The following is a 13,012-nucleotide window of genomic DNA, read 5'->3' as shown; positions in this document are numbered from 1 at the left end:
CAGCGAGAGAGAGTCATGAGCGTAGAGAAGACCAACCAGTCCTGGGGCGGCCGCTTCAGCGAGCCCGTCGATGCCTTTGTCGCCCGTTTCACCGCTTCCGTCGACTTCGACAAGCGCCTCTACCGCCACGACATCATGGGCTCCATGGCCCACGCCACCATGCTGGCCAGGGTCGGCGTGCTGACGGACAGCGAGCGCGACACCATCATCGACGGCCTCAAGCAGATCCAGAGCGAGATCGAGGCCGGCACCTTCGACTGGCGCGTCGACCTGGAAGACGTGCACATGAACATCGAGGCGCGCCTGACCGACCGCATCGGCGTCACCGGCAAGAAGCTGCACACCGGCCGCTCGCGCAACGACCAGGTGGCCACCGACATCCGCCTGTGGCTGCGCGACGAGATCGACCTGATCCTGGCCGAGATCACCCGCCTGCAGCAGGGCCTGCTGGGCCTGGCGGAAGCCGAAGCGGACACCATCATGCCCGGCTTCACCCACCTGCAGACCGCGCAGCCGGTGACCTTCGGGCACCATCTGCTGGCCTGGTTCGAAATGCTCAGCCGCGACTACGAGCGCCTGGTGGACTGCCGCAAGCGCGCCAACCGCATGCCCCTGGGCAGCGCCGCGCTGGCCGGTACCACCTACCCGATCGACCGGACCATCACCTGCGAACTGCTGGGATTCGAAGCGATCTCCGGCAACTCGCTGGATGGCGTCTCCGACCGTGACTTCGCCATCGAATTCTGCGCAGCCGCCGCCGTGGCGATGATGCACCTGTCGCGCTTCTCCGAAGAGCTGGTGCTCTGGACCAGTGCCCAGTTCCAGTTCATCGATCTGCCCGACCGTTTCTGCACCGGTTCCTCGATCATGCCGCAGAAGAAGAACCCGGACGTCCCGGAGCTGGTGCGCGGCAAGTCCGGCCGCGTATTTGGCCACCTCGCCGGCCTGCTGACCCTGATGAAGGGCCAGCCGCTGGCCTACAACAAGGACAACCAGGAAGACAAGGAGCCACTGTTCGACGCTGCCGACACCTTGCGCGACAGCCTGCGTGCCTTCGCCGACATGGTTCCGGCAATCAAGCCCAAGCGCGAGATCATGCGCGAAGCGGCCCGTCGGGGCTTCTCCACCGCCACCGACCTCGCCGACTACCTGGTACGCCGTGGCCTGCCGTTCCGCGACTGCCACGAAATCGTCGGCCACGCCGTGAAGTATGGTGTTGACAGCGGCAAGGACCTGGCCGAGATGAGCCTGGATGAACTGCGCCAGTTCAGCGACCAGATCGATGACGACGTGTTCGCCGTGCTGACCCTGGAAGGCTCGGTGAACGCCCGCGACCACATCGGCGGCACCGCACCGAATCAGGTCCGCGCCGCTGTCTTGCGTGGCAAGGAACTGCTGGCCGCGCGCTAAGCGCATCGATTCATGGACTACTGGAACCAGGACAACTTCGAAGGACTGGAACGGCTCGCCGATGAACTGGCGAGCCTGCCCGGCCTGCAAGCGCTGGCGGACTACGCCCGCGCCCGCAGTCGAGGTGTGCGTCGCGAGGCGTTTGCCGCCCTCGAAGGATTCCTGCGCAACGCCCCTGCCCCCGCGTCCCAGCCAGCCCGCGAACTCTGCCTGCAGATACTCACGCTGCACAGCCAGACCCGAGAAGCCCACCAGTTCCTCGCCCAGCCGCTGCTCGTGCGCTTCCTGTTCCCGACACTGCAATCCTGGATCGACGGCGAACCGACGGCGCACGCGCCGCTGCGCTGGCTGGGGCTGCTGCAGAATGATGGCGACCTCCTGCGCCGGGCGCTGGCAACCGGCCCGGACGATGTCGCTGTTCGCTACCGATTGATCGATTTCGCGCTGGGCGCCGCGGACTACGCGACGCACCATCTGGACGAGGGGGTTTTCATCGGCGAACCGGCCGACGCGCGCGAAGCGTTGGCGCTCGCGACCGGACTCATCACCGAGGCACCCGACGCCGGTCCGTTCACTCGCCAGACCGACGAAGTCGCACAGCTCACGGCCCTGCTGGATGACTGGCAGGCCTATTCGGCACACCCCGAAGGCAGCTTCGTGGACTGGTGCGCCGAAAGGCAACGCCCCTACGCCTGGGCGAAGAAGTACTACTACACGTCCTGAAAACTCAGGTGCGCCCGAGGTAGCCCAGCTGCGCAGGCGTCAGTTGCAGCATGCGCGCGGCCTTGTGGTCCTTGAGCCTGGGCAGCTCCTCTTCGGGCAGACGCGCCGCAGTTGCGGCGAGATTGACGATCAGCGCCTCGCGGCTGAACACGCCGTTTTCAATGGCGTAGGCGGCGGCGATCAGATTGCGCAGCTCCAGCGGCAGCCGCCAGCGGGTGCGCAGCGCAGAGCCGAAAGCGGCGCCATAGTCCTTCAGCGTCTTGTCCACTTCCGCCTCGCTCAGCGCGCCACCGGCGCTGTGCCAGTCCTGCAGGCTGCGCAGCAACGCGAGGTCGCCCAGGCAATGCAGCAGGCCGGCAGTGAAGCAGCGATCAGCGTCATCCCCCAGGGATTCGGCAAGGGCGAAGGCCGCATCGGCAGTGTGGCGAGACATCTCCCAGAAATGTTCGGCGCGCAACCTGAGCAGCGGGTCTTCCAGGGTCGCCGCGCGCTGCAGCGCCACCGCCAGCATCAGGTTCAGCGCCTGCGCCACGCCCAGGCGCGAGAGCGCCTGCATCAGCGTCTGGCAGGGCATGCCGACATGCCGCGCGGCGCTGTTGGCAGCGGAGATCAGACAGGCGGTGATCTGCGGGTCGTGGCCGAAATCCCGCTCGAGCATCTCCAGGTTGATCTCGCTGGCCTCCATACAACGGTTCACCGCCGCACCGACCTCGCCCATCAGCGGCGCGCCCTCGGTGGCGTCGCGCTCGGCCTGGAGGAAACGCTCCAGCGACAGGCTTTCCTCCAGGGTTGGCAGCTCGCAGACGACATTCTCGCCCGGCGCCAGCAGCAGGGAGCGCAGGCGTTCGCGCAAATTCTCAGCGTTGAAGGGTTTGACCAGGTACGCCGTGGGTGCCAGCGGCACGACGGCGCGCACGCTGGCCGCATCGGCCTTGGAACTGATCAGAATGAAGGGCTGTGCCACTGGCCCGCGGCGGCGCATGCGCACGTGGCGCAGCAATTCCAGCCCGTCGCTGCCGGGCAGTTCACGTTCGGCCAGGATCAGGGCGAAGGGATACCGGCGGCAGGCCTCGATGGCCGTGTCGCCGTCTTCGCAGTACTCGACGTTCGCGTCGCAGCGCACGCTCAGCACCAGTTGGCCGAGCAGCTCGCGGCTCCAGGGGTCGCTGGCCGCGACCAGCACGCCGGGAGAAACGCTCATGAATCACACCTCGCTCGGGACGTATGCCGTCGCGGGCGGAAACAACCGATCCAGAGCCTTCCTTGCCGAGTGCCCGGTCCTTCGGATGCCGCCGGCCAACGGCCTTCGGATACTGCGCAGCGTAGTCCAAGCCCACGAGCTTTCCCATGCGCGCCATCAACTCCGGCGAACAATTCTCACAAAGAAAACGCGCCAAAGAAAAAGGCCCGCTTGCGCGGGCCTCTCCCTTGAACCGTCAGAGCGGTGAGGCTCAGGCCAGTTCGTCGAAGCACTCGGCCAGGATGGCCAGGCCTTTTTCCAGTTGCGCGTCAGGGATGGTGACGGGCATCAGGAAGCGGATCACGTTGTAGTAGGTACCGCAGGAGAGCAGGATCAGACCTTTCTCACGGGCACGAACCACGATCTTGCTGACCAGTTCGGCTGCCGGCTTGTTGTGGTCGCCGCCTTCGAACAGCTCGATGGCAACCATTGAACCCAGGCCACGAACGTCGCCGATCACCTTGTGCTTGGCCTGGATGTCGCGCAGACCAGCCTTCAGACGCTCGCCAACAGCCTGCGAACGCTCCAGCAGCTTCTCTTCCTCGAACACTTTCAGCACGGCCAGGGCCGCGGCGCAGGCGATCGGGCTGCCGGCGTAGGTACCGCCCAGGCCGCCGGGAGCGATGGCGTCCATGATTTCGGCTTTACCGGAAACACCGGAGATCGGGAAACCACCGCCAACGGACTTGGCGAAGGTGGTCAGGTCCGGAACGATGCCCAGTTGCTCGGTGGCGAAGAAGGTGCCGGTACGGCCAGCGCCAGTCTGTACTTCGTCGGCGATCAGCAGGATGCCGTGCTCGTCGCACAGGGCGCGCAGGCGCTGCATGAAGGCCTTGGAGTTGACGTAGAAGCCACCCTCGCCCTGAACCGGCTCGATGATGATGGCTGCGATGTCGCGCGGCTGGGCATCGTTCTTGAAGATGCGCTCGATGCTGGCGATGGACTCGTCCTCGCTCACGCCGTGCAGTTCGCACGGAGCCAGGGCGCGGAAGATGCCGCCCGGCATCAGGCCCATGCCAGCGGAGTACGGAACGACCTTGCCGGTCAGGCCCAGGGTCATCATGGTACGGCCGTGGTAGGCGCCGGTGAAGGCAATCACGCCAGCACGGCCGGTGGCGGCACGGGCGATCTTGACGGCGTTTTCAACGGCTTCGGAGCCGGAGGTGACCAGCAGGGTCTTCTTCGGGAAGTTGCCCGGAACGCGCTTGGCGATCTCTTCGGCCAGCTCGATGTAGGGCTCGTACGCCAGCACCTGGAAGCAGGTGTGGGACAGCTTGGTCAGTTGTTCCTGAACGGCAGCGATCACTTTCGGGTGCAGGTGACCGGTGTTCAGTACGGCAATGCCGCCGGCGAAGTCGATGTACTCGCGACCTTCGACGTCCCACACGGTGGAGTTCTCGGCGCGCTCGGCGACGACCGGGTGGATCTGGCCTACACCGCGCGGTACGGCGGCCTGACGACGTTGCAGCAGGGATTCGTTGGTTTTGCTCATAGCTTCCTCAGTGGCCGCTCATCGGGCGACCGGATCAAAGGATGAAAGCGGGGAGAAGCCACACACGACAGCATACGATGATCGACTGTCGCGGCACTTGCGGCCCGCCGGACGGGTTGTCCGGTGCTACCACCGGAAAACGCCGACGCGAAGGTGGCTGTCAGCTCTTGCCTGCCACCTTGCGCCCACGGAAAAAAATCGGATCAGATACCGCCGAGGCAGAGGTATTTGACTTCGAGGTAATCCTCGATGCCGTACTTCGAACCTTCACGGCCAAGGCCGGAGGCCTTGATGCCGCCGAACGGCGCCACTTCGTTGGAGATCAGGCCGGTGTTGATACCCACCATGCCGTATTCCAGCTGCTCGGCAACGCGGAACACGCGGGCCAGGTCGCGGGCGTAGAAGTAGGAAGCCAGGCCGAATTCGGTGTCGTTGGACATGGCGATGACTTCGGCCTCGTCCTTGAAGCGGAACACCGGCGCCAGCGGGCCGAAGGTCTCGTCCTTGGACACCAGGGCGCTCTTCGGTACATCGACCAGGATGGTCGGCTCGAAGAAGGTGCCACCCAGGGCGTGCGGCTTGCCGCCGGTGAGGACCTTGGCGCCCTTGGAAACGGCATCGGCAATATGCTCTTCGACCTTGGCGACAGCCTTGGAATCGATCAGCGGGCCGGTGGTGACGCCCTGCTCCAGGCCGTTGCCGATGTTCAGCTTGGCCACGGCAGCCTTCAGCTTCTCGACGAAGGCGTCGTACACGCCGTCCTGCACGTACAGGCGGTTGGCGCAGACGCAGGTCTGGCCATTGTTGCGGTACTTGGAAATCAGCGCGCCTTCGACGGCGGCGTCCAGGTCGGCATCGTCGAACACGATGAACGGAGCGTTGCCGCCCAGTTCCAGGGACACTTTCTTGATGTCCTTGGCGCATTCGGCCATCAGCTGGCGACCGATCTCGGTGGAGCCGGTGAAGGTCAGCTTGCGCACGATCGGGTTGCTGGTCAGCTCACCGCCGACTTCGCCGGCGCTGCCGGTGACGACGCTGAACACGCCCTTCGGAATGCCGGCGCGCTCGGCCAGCTCGGCCAGGGCGAGGGCGGAGTACGGCGTCTGCGAAGCGGGCTTGAGCACCATGGTGCAGCCAGCGGCCAGGGCCGGGCCGGCTTTACGGGTGATCATCGCGGACGGGAAGTTCCACGGGGTGATGGCCGCGGTCACACCGATCGGCTGCTTGATCACGATGATGCGCTTGTCGGGCTGGTGGCCCGGAATGGTGTCGCCGTAGATGCGCTTGGCTTCTTCGCCGAACCACTCGAGGAAGGAGGCGGCGTAGGCGATCTCGCCCTTGGCTTCGGCCAGCGGCTTGCCCTGCTCGATGGTCATCAGGCGCGCCAGGTCGTCCTGGTTGGCGATCATCAGGTCGAACCACTTGCGCAGCTTGTTGGCGCGTTCCTTGGCGGTCAGCGCACGCCAGGCCGGCAGGGCCTTGTCGGCAGCTTCGATGGCACGACGGGTTTCGTCGGCGCCCATCTTCGGCACGGTGCCGATGATCTCGTTGGTGGCCGGGTTGTTCACGTTGATGGTCTGGCCGTTGTCGGCATCGACCCAGGAACCGTCAATGTAAGCCTGTTGGCGGAACAGTTTGGCATCATTGAGTTGCATGACCTGTCTCCTTTCGAGGAAAGCCTGTGGACGGCGGGTCGACCTCGAGTCCCCGCCTGCCTTGTTGTCTGGATGGGAGAGACCGCGGTCTCTGCCGTTCATTCGTCCCGGCCGAGCAGTATCGACGCTGCAGACGAATGTCGCCCTGCTATGGAGGCGACGCCCGGCGAACGGCTCTTAGTTCGCTCGGCATGCGGACACGAAAAAACGCAGACCGGGGTCATTGCCCGGTCTGGTTGAACGCGTTCACGCACAGGTTCCCAGGCGCTGCCCAGGAGTACGACTGCCCTACAACCTTCCGGTACGCTGATCGACGGAAGCCGCACGGAGACCTGCCACAAGGGGCATGCGGTGGGTGCAACGGAAGACTGTCATCCCGCAGGCTGATGGCCGGCTGGTGTGATGCCAATGCTCCGGTCTCCTGTTGTTGTGATGGGGAGGCGTTTGAAATCTCAAACGAATCCTAGGGCCCTCGACTGCAAAGGGCAATAGCTCGATCGACAAAACCCAGCAAGGCATCCGCCTGCAACGGGTTTTCGGCGGACTTCTGCCGACCGGCGGCTGTTTTCGTTCGATATCATGAACGAGCGTACCGGCATTGGACGCCCGCACGGGAGATGCGTATGATTGCCGCCTGCCGCGCCAGCCGCGGCGTTACGCACCAGTAGCTCAGCTGGATAGAGTACTGCCCTCCGAAGGCAGGGGTCGTGGGTTCGAATCCCGCCTGGTGCGCCATCTACCGGTTTCGAGACTGCCTCAGGCATCTTTGGAACCGCCTGAAAAGCCCGCCCCGAGCGGGCTTTTCCATTTCTGTCGGCCAGCACCGCGCCGGCCAGCCCTGGCGACTGCCGCCAGGGCCGGGAAAACCCTCGACACTCGACGATTCCTCTTCGCCATCCAAGGTTGTATAAGCCTTGCGCCATCGCGCGAGAAAAGGACAAACCGCCCATGCTCCGGCTTCTGCTGCCCGCCCTGCTCCTGGCTCTTGCCGGGTGCGCCACCAAGCCACCGGCGCACCCCGAGAACCTCTGCGAGATATTCCGCGAGAAGCCTAAATGGCACGAGGCGGCGCTGCAGGTGCAAAAGCGCTGGGGCGGGACGATTCAGGTCCCGATGGCGATGATGTACCAGGAGTCTTCCTTCAAGCACGACGCCCTGCCGCCGCGCTATTACTTCCTTGGCTTCATCCCCTGGGGCCGGGTCAGCTCCGCCTATGGCTACGCCCAGGCCAAGGACGAGACGTGGGCGGACTACAAGAAGGAGGCGGGAGGCTGGGGCGCCGACCGTGACGACTTCGCCGACGCGCTGGACTTCATGGGCTGGTACATGAACAAGACCTACAGTGTGAACCGTGTCTCCAAGTGGGATGCTTACGGCCAGTACCTGAACTACCACGAGGGCTGGGGCGGCTATCGCAACCGCAGCTACGACGCCAAGCCGTGGCTGAAAGCGACTTCACAGAAGGTCCAGGCGCGCGCCTCGCAGTACGGCGCCCAGTACAAGAGCTGCGAGCAGGAGCTGTCGAGCGGCGGCTGGTTCTAGCAGCCGCCGATTATCGCTTTAAAGCGCGCGGGCGTTCAGCGCCCCATGATCCGCCGATACTCGTCGCGGTATTCCTCGTACGGCAGGTTGCGACGCTGCAGCTCCATCAATTGCTGCTCCTGGCTCAGCGGCCGGGAGACATGGGCAACGGTTTCCGCCGCTGTGGGCGAGACCGGCTGCGGCACGGCCTCGGGCGGCTGCACCGGCGCGGTGGCGGGGCGAGGCGCCGGCAGGCTGCGGGACGGGCGCGCTACCAGCAGGGCGCTGGTGATCTCGTCGACGATCTGCTCGGACACCGCGCTGACCTCCGACGAGCCCATCGAAGTAAACAGATCGCCGTCGGCCTCGCTTTCGTAGCGACGCGAGGCCAGCAGCTGGCCGGTCAGGCCGTCGTGGTAGCGCACGGTGGAGCTGATCCATTCCTGGCCATCGTTGCCGGAGCGATTATTGGCGCTATGGCCGGCGCCGACCTCGATCACCACCAGAGTGGAGAGGGTGTCGGTGGCGCGCGGCTCGCCGTCCTGCTCGGTGAGCTGGTAGTCCGCCGAGCCCGCTTCGTCGCGCAGCGCCTCGCGCCAGCTGGCCTTCAGCGCGCCCCAGCGCGGATTGGCCGCCACCGCGGCGTCGGGCTGGAAGTTCACGACCATCACGTGGCGCGTGTCGCGGTACAGCGAGATGGGCGCGGTGCGGTCATCCCGGCGGACGTCCGAAGAGCATCCACAGAGCAGGGAAACGGCCAGGGCGAGCGTGACATTGCGCATGGTGCTTTCTCTTTATTGTCTGGCCAGCATTCTGCCAGCCCATCATGACACCCGGATATCGTCAGAAGGTCAGTCCAGATCGTCGTCCAGTCCGGGCTGGTATTCCTCCAGGTCCTCGTCCTCCTCCTCGTGATCGCCGGGCGGGTCCTCGAAGAACGCCGCATCCTCCTCCAGCAGGCCGTCGAGGTCGTCGTCGAGGTCCAGCAGGTGGTCGTGTTCGGGCTCGTGGAGGTCGAGGTCTTCGTCAGTCATGGCCGGTCTTTCGTGGGGGGAAACAAGGAAGGGAATCACAGTATAAGTCGCGCGGCAGAGGGATGACGCTTCCGTGATGGCGGACGGCGCTTTCCGACCTTGCCGGATCGCATTTCGTCCACGATTCTCTATGAACCACGGGCATCGCGCCGTGAACAACGAACAGGGGGTACGAATGAAGACTGTGGCTCAGCTGTTGAACGCCAAGGCGGACCAGCAGGTTTACACCATCGCCCCGGATGCGCTGGTGATCGATGCACTGCGCCTGATGGCGGAGAAAAACCTCGGCGGCCTGCCGGTGGTCGAGGCCAACCAGCTGGTCGGCTTCTTCAGCGAGCGCGATTATGCCCGGCGCCTGGCGCTCAAGGGGCGCAACTCGGAAGACACGCCGGTCAGCGCGGTGATGACAGCGCCGGTGATCACCGTGGATACCCACCTGAACGTCGACAAGTGCATGGGCATCATGACCGAGCGCCACCTGCGCCACCTGCCGGTGGTGGAGAACGGCGAACTGCTCGGGCTGCTGTCCATCGGCGACCTGGTGAAGGCTGCCATCGCCGAACAGGCCGAGCTGATCCAGCAACTGGAGCAGTACATCCGCGGCGAGTGATCGCCCCGGCGGCCGTTCAGCGTACGGCCGCCGTTTCCACCTTGCCGCTATGCATGTCGACGAGGCTCAGGCAACCGTCGGCGTAGCCGCTGCCCGTGTCGATGTAGTGGGTGTTGCCCAGCGGGCGCACGGCACTCTGCGCGGTGTGGCCGACGTACAGGCGTTCCAGCCCGGCAATAACGGTGGCGTCTTCCTTCTCGATCCGCGTGCGTGCCCACATGGCCAGGCCAACGGCATTGCGCCGGGCGCTATCGCCCAACTCGCCGGCCAGTGCGGCAACGCCGCTGTCCCAGTCGGGAAAGGCCGGTGAGACCGGCGCCTCGGCATGCACGATGCCGGCGCGCCGCCCCTCCCCCAGTTCGACTTCGATCACCAGCGGCAACTGCTGCAACCGCCGGGCGATGCGCTCGCGGGTTACCGGCGTGAGCTTGTACAACCAGGTGCCGCCATTGCGGAAGTGCAGGTCGCGGTCATCGCCGGCCAGAACCACGTCGATCACCAGTTGCTCGTGGTTGCCGCGCACCGAGGCGAACCAGGGCTTGGCCAGCCAGTCGAGCACCTGCGGCGAATAGGGCCCACGGTCCACCAGGTCGCCGGCGGCGAACAGGCGGTCGGCGGCGGTATCGAATGTCACCCGTTCCAGCAGGCGTTCGAGCAGTTCGAAATGGCCGTGCACATCCCCCACCACGAAATCGCGGCCGCGCAGGTTGCGCGCGAAGCGTTGCAGGGGGCGTTCCGGCAGGAGGGTATTCATTGCCAACTCCAGGACTTGCAGGACTTCAGCTTAGCAGCGGCAGATGGCGTTCCGATGGTCTTTCGACGAAAGCCGGATGACCTGCTGCCCCGCTGCTGCCCACGCAGCGGCACGCCAGCATGGGCTGCTTCCCCAGCAGCAACAGACCTTCAGTCGAAACAAAATTCCCTTTTATATCAATAGATTGCAACTAACCGGCAAAGCGGTACGGATATTGCGATAGCCCCAGCAAGCCAACCGGCCATATCACGCGTGAGCCAACACAAGAGCAGCGCAATAACAGCTTGATGCCTTGCGGCGACGACCGAGCACCACAGAGCCGGCCGTCCTTTCGCCGCCCCTTGGGGACACCATGTTCAAACGCAACACCCTTTCCCTTGCCATCCTGGCGAGTCTGGCCAGCGTCGCCGTCCATGCGGCCGAGGGCGATACGCAGAACACTGAAGAGACCAGCGCCGCGCCGACCCTCGGCAAGGTCGTGGTCACCGCGCAGAAGCGCGAGGAGTCGGTGCAGGAGGTGCCGGCGCCGATCACCGTGCTCAGCGGCGAGAAGATCCGCGACGCCTCGCTGCAATCGGCCAACGAAGTGACCCGCTACACGCCCAACGCCTCGGCGGGCACCACCGACGGCCATGGCCGGCCGCGCTGGTGGATTCGTGGCCTCGGCACGGGCGATCAGGGCGCCAACACCGTCAGCCCGATCGGCATCTACGTCGACGACGTGTACATCGCCAACATCAGCGCCACGGGCTTCCCGCTGTTCGACCAGGAGCGCGTGGAAGTGCTGCGCGGCCCGCAGGGCACGCTGTGGGGCAAGAACACCACGGGCGGTGCGATCAACTTCATCTCGCGCAAGCCGACCTTCAGCCCCGAGGGCTACTTCAAGGTCGACATGGGCAACTACGCCAACCGCATCGTCGAGGGCGCGGTGAGCGACGCGCTGGTGGACGACAAGCTGGCCGGCCGCCTGGCCTTCCACCACCAGGGCCGCGACGGCTACACCGAGAACATCAACGACGGCGACGACCAGGGTGCGCTGGAAGACGACGCCGTGCGCCTGCAACTCGCCGCGCGGGTCAACGACAACCTCGACGCCAACCTCAACGTCCACGCCCGCCACTACCACGACACCGCCAGCTACAACACCGTGAGCTACGGCACCCGCCCGAACGGCACCAATCAGTTCGGCTATTCCATCGACCCGAAGCTGGGCAAGGCCAACTTCAACGCCAAGTACCAGGCCGAAATCGACCAGGCCGGCAGCAACCTCAACCTGGTCTGGCAGTTGGGCGAGCTGGAGCTGACCTCCATCACCGCCTTCGAGCACTTCACCCGCGACGGCTGGACCGACAGCGACAATACCCCGCAGGAGCTTCAGCGCAGCTACAGCTATGCCGACAGCCAGCAGTGGTCGCAGGAACTGCGCCTGGCTTCGCCGCGCACCGACCGGCTGAACTGGGTGCTGGGCTTCCACTACTTCAACGAGGACCTGGAGTCGAAGAACGCCAACGCGGCGCTGCCCAACGTCTACGTCCCCAGCTACTACAACAACGTCAGCTACGACCAGCAGACCGAGAGCTACGCCGTCTTCGGCAGCACCACCTACAACTTCACCGACGACTTCAGCCTTACCGCCGGCCTGCGCTGGACCCGCGAAACCAAGGACATCGACCTGGAGCGCCTGGTCAACCGTGGCACGGCGCGCTTCGGCGACGGCCACTGGTGGCAGCCGGGCAACATCGAGTCGCCGCTGATCGTCAACGCCACCCAGGACGAGAGCAACACCTGGAGCGACTACAGCTGGGACCTGACCCCGGAGTACCGCATCTCCGACAACGCTCGCGCCTACTTCCGCTATGCGCGCGGCTTCCGCTCCGGCGGCTACAACGCCGGCGTCACCAGCCAGGCCACAGTGGCCAAGGTCGATCCGGAATACCTCACCTCTTACGAGCTGGGCCTGAAGTCGGAGTGGTTGGACGGTCGCCTGAACGCCAACGCCAGCGTCTTCTACTACGACTACAAGGACATCCAGCTCAACATCGTCACCGCGGTGAACAACCAGACCGTCTCGCGCCTGGCCAACGGCGCCCAGGGCGAGGCCTACGGCGCCGAGTTCGAGCTCGAAGCCATCCCGGTGCAGAACCTCCACGTCAACTTCGGCCTGGGCCTGCTACACACCGAGTTCACCGACTACACCTCCGGCCCGAACGACTACTCCGGCAACCACTTCGTCCGCGCGCCGAACGTCTCGGCAGTGATCGGCGCCGACTACCGCATCCCACTCAACGTCGGCGGCGCGGTGGTGCTGGGCACCGACTGGAATACCCGCAGCCGCCAGTACTTCTTCACCAACGACCAGAGCCAGAACATGCGCACCGGCGGCTACACCCTGGGCAACGCACGGGTGACCTACGAGCTGCCGGGCGAAACCACCCGCGTGACCGCCTACGTGAACAACCTCACCGACAAGGAATACCGCAACCACACCCTGCCGGGCGGCTTCCAGACCGCCGCCGTGATGTTCGGCGACCCGCGCACCTTCGGCGTCTCGGTCACCACCGACTTCTGAGTGA

At 65.2% G+C, this 13,012-nt stretch carries 11 protein-coding genes and 1 tRNA gene; 6 read left to right on the top strand and 6 right to left on the bottom strand.

Annotated elements, in window-relative coordinates; translation table 11 throughout:
* The first annotated feature begins 15 nt into the window (after positions 1 to 15).
* The gene (argH, locus tag C167_RS0126500) at positions 16 to 1,410 is read left to right on the top strand and encodes an argininosuccinate lyase (protein WP_017521345.1); all 1,395 of its coding nucleotides are present in this window, start codon (positions 16 to 18) and stop codon (positions 1,408 to 1,410) included.
* Positions 1,411 to 1,422: 12 nt separating this feature from the next.
* Positions 1,423 to 2,133, top strand: a complete 711-nt coding sequence (locus C167_RS0126495) for a hypothetical protein (protein WP_017521344.1) — start codon at positions 1,423 to 1,425, stop codon at positions 2,131 to 2,133.
* 4 nt (positions 2,134 to 2,137) lie between these two features.
* On the opposite strand, the gene C167_RS0126490 is transcribed toward C167_RS0126495, so the two are convergent.
* The 3 genes from C167_RS0126490 to gabD form a co-directional block, all read right to left on the bottom strand.
* Positions 2,138 to 3,334 (bottom strand): HDOD domain-containing protein, encoded by a 1,197-nt coding sequence (locus tag C167_RS0126490; protein WP_017521343.1) that lies wholly within the window; start codon positions 3,332 to 3,334, stop codon positions 2,138 to 2,140.
* A gap of 250 nt (positions 3,335 to 3,584) precedes the next feature.
* Positions 3,585 to 4,865, bottom strand: a complete 1,281-nt coding sequence (gene gabT, locus C167_RS0126485; protein WP_017521342.1) for a 4-aminobutyrate--2-oxoglutarate transaminase — start codon at positions 4,863 to 4,865, stop codon at positions 3,585 to 3,587.
* Positions 4,866 to 5,068: 203 nt separating this feature from the next.
* Complete coding sequence (gene gabD / locus C167_RS0126480; RefSeq protein WP_017521341.1) at positions 5,069 to 6,520, bottom strand: NADP-dependent succinate-semialdehyde dehydrogenase; 1,452 nt, start codon at positions 6,518 to 6,520, stop codon at positions 5,069 to 5,071.
* Positions 6,521 to 7,178: 658 nt separating this feature from the next.
* Here gabD and C167_RS0126475 point away from each other — a divergent pair.
* Together C167_RS0126475 and C167_RS0126470 are read left to right on the top strand one after the other, a co-directional pair.
* Positions 7,179 to 7,255: transfer RNA gene (locus C167_RS0126475), tRNA-Arg, on the top strand.
* 213 nt (positions 7,256 to 7,468) lie between these two features.
* Positions 7,469 to 8,062, top strand: coding sequence for a hypothetical protein (locus C167_RS0126470; protein ID WP_017521340.1), 594 nt, complete (start codon positions 7,469 to 7,471; stop codon positions 8,060 to 8,062).
* 35 nt (positions 8,063 to 8,097) lie between these two features.
* On the opposite strand, the gene C167_RS0126465 is transcribed toward C167_RS0126470, so the two are convergent.
* Positions 8,098 to 8,823 (bottom strand): hypothetical protein, encoded by a 726-nt coding sequence (locus C167_RS0126465; protein ID WP_017521339.1) that lies wholly within the window; start codon positions 8,821 to 8,823, stop codon positions 8,098 to 8,100.
* Positions 8,824 to 8,892: 69 nt separating this feature from the next.
* Positions 8,893 to 9,075 carry a hypothetical protein gene (locus C167_RS0126460; RefSeq protein ID WP_017521338.1) on the bottom strand — a complete coding sequence of 61 codons (183 nt, stop codon included), beginning with the start codon at positions 9,073 to 9,075 and terminating at the stop codon, positions 8,893 to 8,895.
* Between the two features lie 175 nt (positions 9,076 to 9,250).
* Here C167_RS0126460 and C167_RS0126455 point away from each other — a divergent pair, with 175 nt between their 5' ends.
* The gene (locus C167_RS0126455) at positions 9,251 to 9,685 is read left to right on the top strand and encodes a CBS domain-containing protein (protein WP_026079299.1); all 435 of its coding nucleotides are present in this window, start codon (positions 9,251 to 9,253) and stop codon (positions 9,683 to 9,685) included.
* A gap of 16 nt (positions 9,686 to 9,701) precedes the next feature.
* Here C167_RS0126455 and C167_RS0126450 read toward each other — a convergent pair whose 3' ends face one another.
* Complete coding sequence (locus C167_RS0126450; protein ID WP_017521336.1) at positions 9,702 to 10,439, bottom strand: metallophosphoesterase; 738 nt, start codon at positions 10,437 to 10,439, stop codon at positions 9,702 to 9,704.
* Positions 10,440 to 10,791: 352 nt separating this feature from the next.
* On the opposite strand from C167_RS0126450, the gene C167_RS0126445 reads away from it, so the two are divergent.
* Positions 10,792 to 13,008, top strand: a complete 2,217-nt coding sequence (locus C167_RS0126445; protein ID WP_017521335.1) for a TonB-dependent receptor — start codon at positions 10,792 to 10,794, stop codon at positions 13,006 to 13,008.
* Positions 13,009 to 13,012 lie beyond the last annotated feature (4 nt).

The organism is Pseudomonas nitroreducens TX1 (assembly GCF_000313755.1).
Lineage (GTDB): Bacteria > Pseudomonadota > Gammaproteobacteria > Pseudomonadales > Pseudomonadaceae > Pseudomonas > Pseudomonas nitroreducens_A.
Note: the sequence above shows the minus strand (reverse complement) of the source record. Positions and strands in the feature narration are given on the sequence as shown.

Excerpts from the sequence above, each read along its gene's own strand:
- argH (WP_017521345.1), top strand. The coding sequence starts at position 16 with ATGAGCGTAGAGAAGACCAACCAGTCCTGGGGCGGCCGCTTCAGCGAG.
- C167_RS0126495 (WP_017521344.1), top strand. The coding sequence starts at position 1,423 with ATGGACTACTGGAACCAGGACAACTTCGAAGGACTGGAACGGCTCGCC.
- C167_RS0126490 (WP_017521343.1), bottom strand. The coding sequence starts at position 3,334 with ATGAGCGTTTCTCCCGGCGTGCTGGTCGCGGCCAGCGACCCCTGGAGC.
- gabT (WP_017521342.1), bottom strand. The coding sequence starts at position 4,865 with ATGAGCAAAACCAACGAATCCCTGCTGCAACGTCGTCAGGCCGCCGTA.
- gabD (WP_017521341.1), bottom strand. The coding sequence starts at position 6,520 with ATGCAACTCAATGATGCCAAACTGTTCCGCCAACAGGCTTACATTGAC.
- C167_RS0126470 (WP_017521340.1), top strand. The coding sequence starts at position 7,469 with ATGCTCCGGCTTCTGCTGCCCGCCCTGCTCCTGGCTCTTGCCGGGTGC.
- C167_RS0126465 (WP_017521339.1), bottom strand. The coding sequence starts at position 8,823 with ATGCGCAATGTCACGCTCGCCCTGGCCGTTTCCCTGCTCTGTGGATGC.
- C167_RS0126460 (WP_017521338.1), bottom strand. The coding sequence starts at position 9,075 with ATGACTGACGAAGACCTCGACCTCCACGAGCCCGAACACGACCACCTG.
- C167_RS0126455 (WP_026079299.1), top strand. The coding sequence starts at position 9,251 with ATGAAGACTGTGGCTCAGCTGTTGAACGCCAAGGCGGACCAGCAGGTT.
- C167_RS0126450 (WP_017521336.1), bottom strand. The coding sequence starts at position 10,439 with ATGAATACCCTCCTGCCGGAACGCCCCCTGCAACGCTTCGCGCGCAAC.
- C167_RS0126445 (WP_017521335.1), top strand. The coding sequence starts at position 10,792 with ATGTTCAAACGCAACACCCTTTCCCTTGCCATCCTGGCGAGTCTGGCC.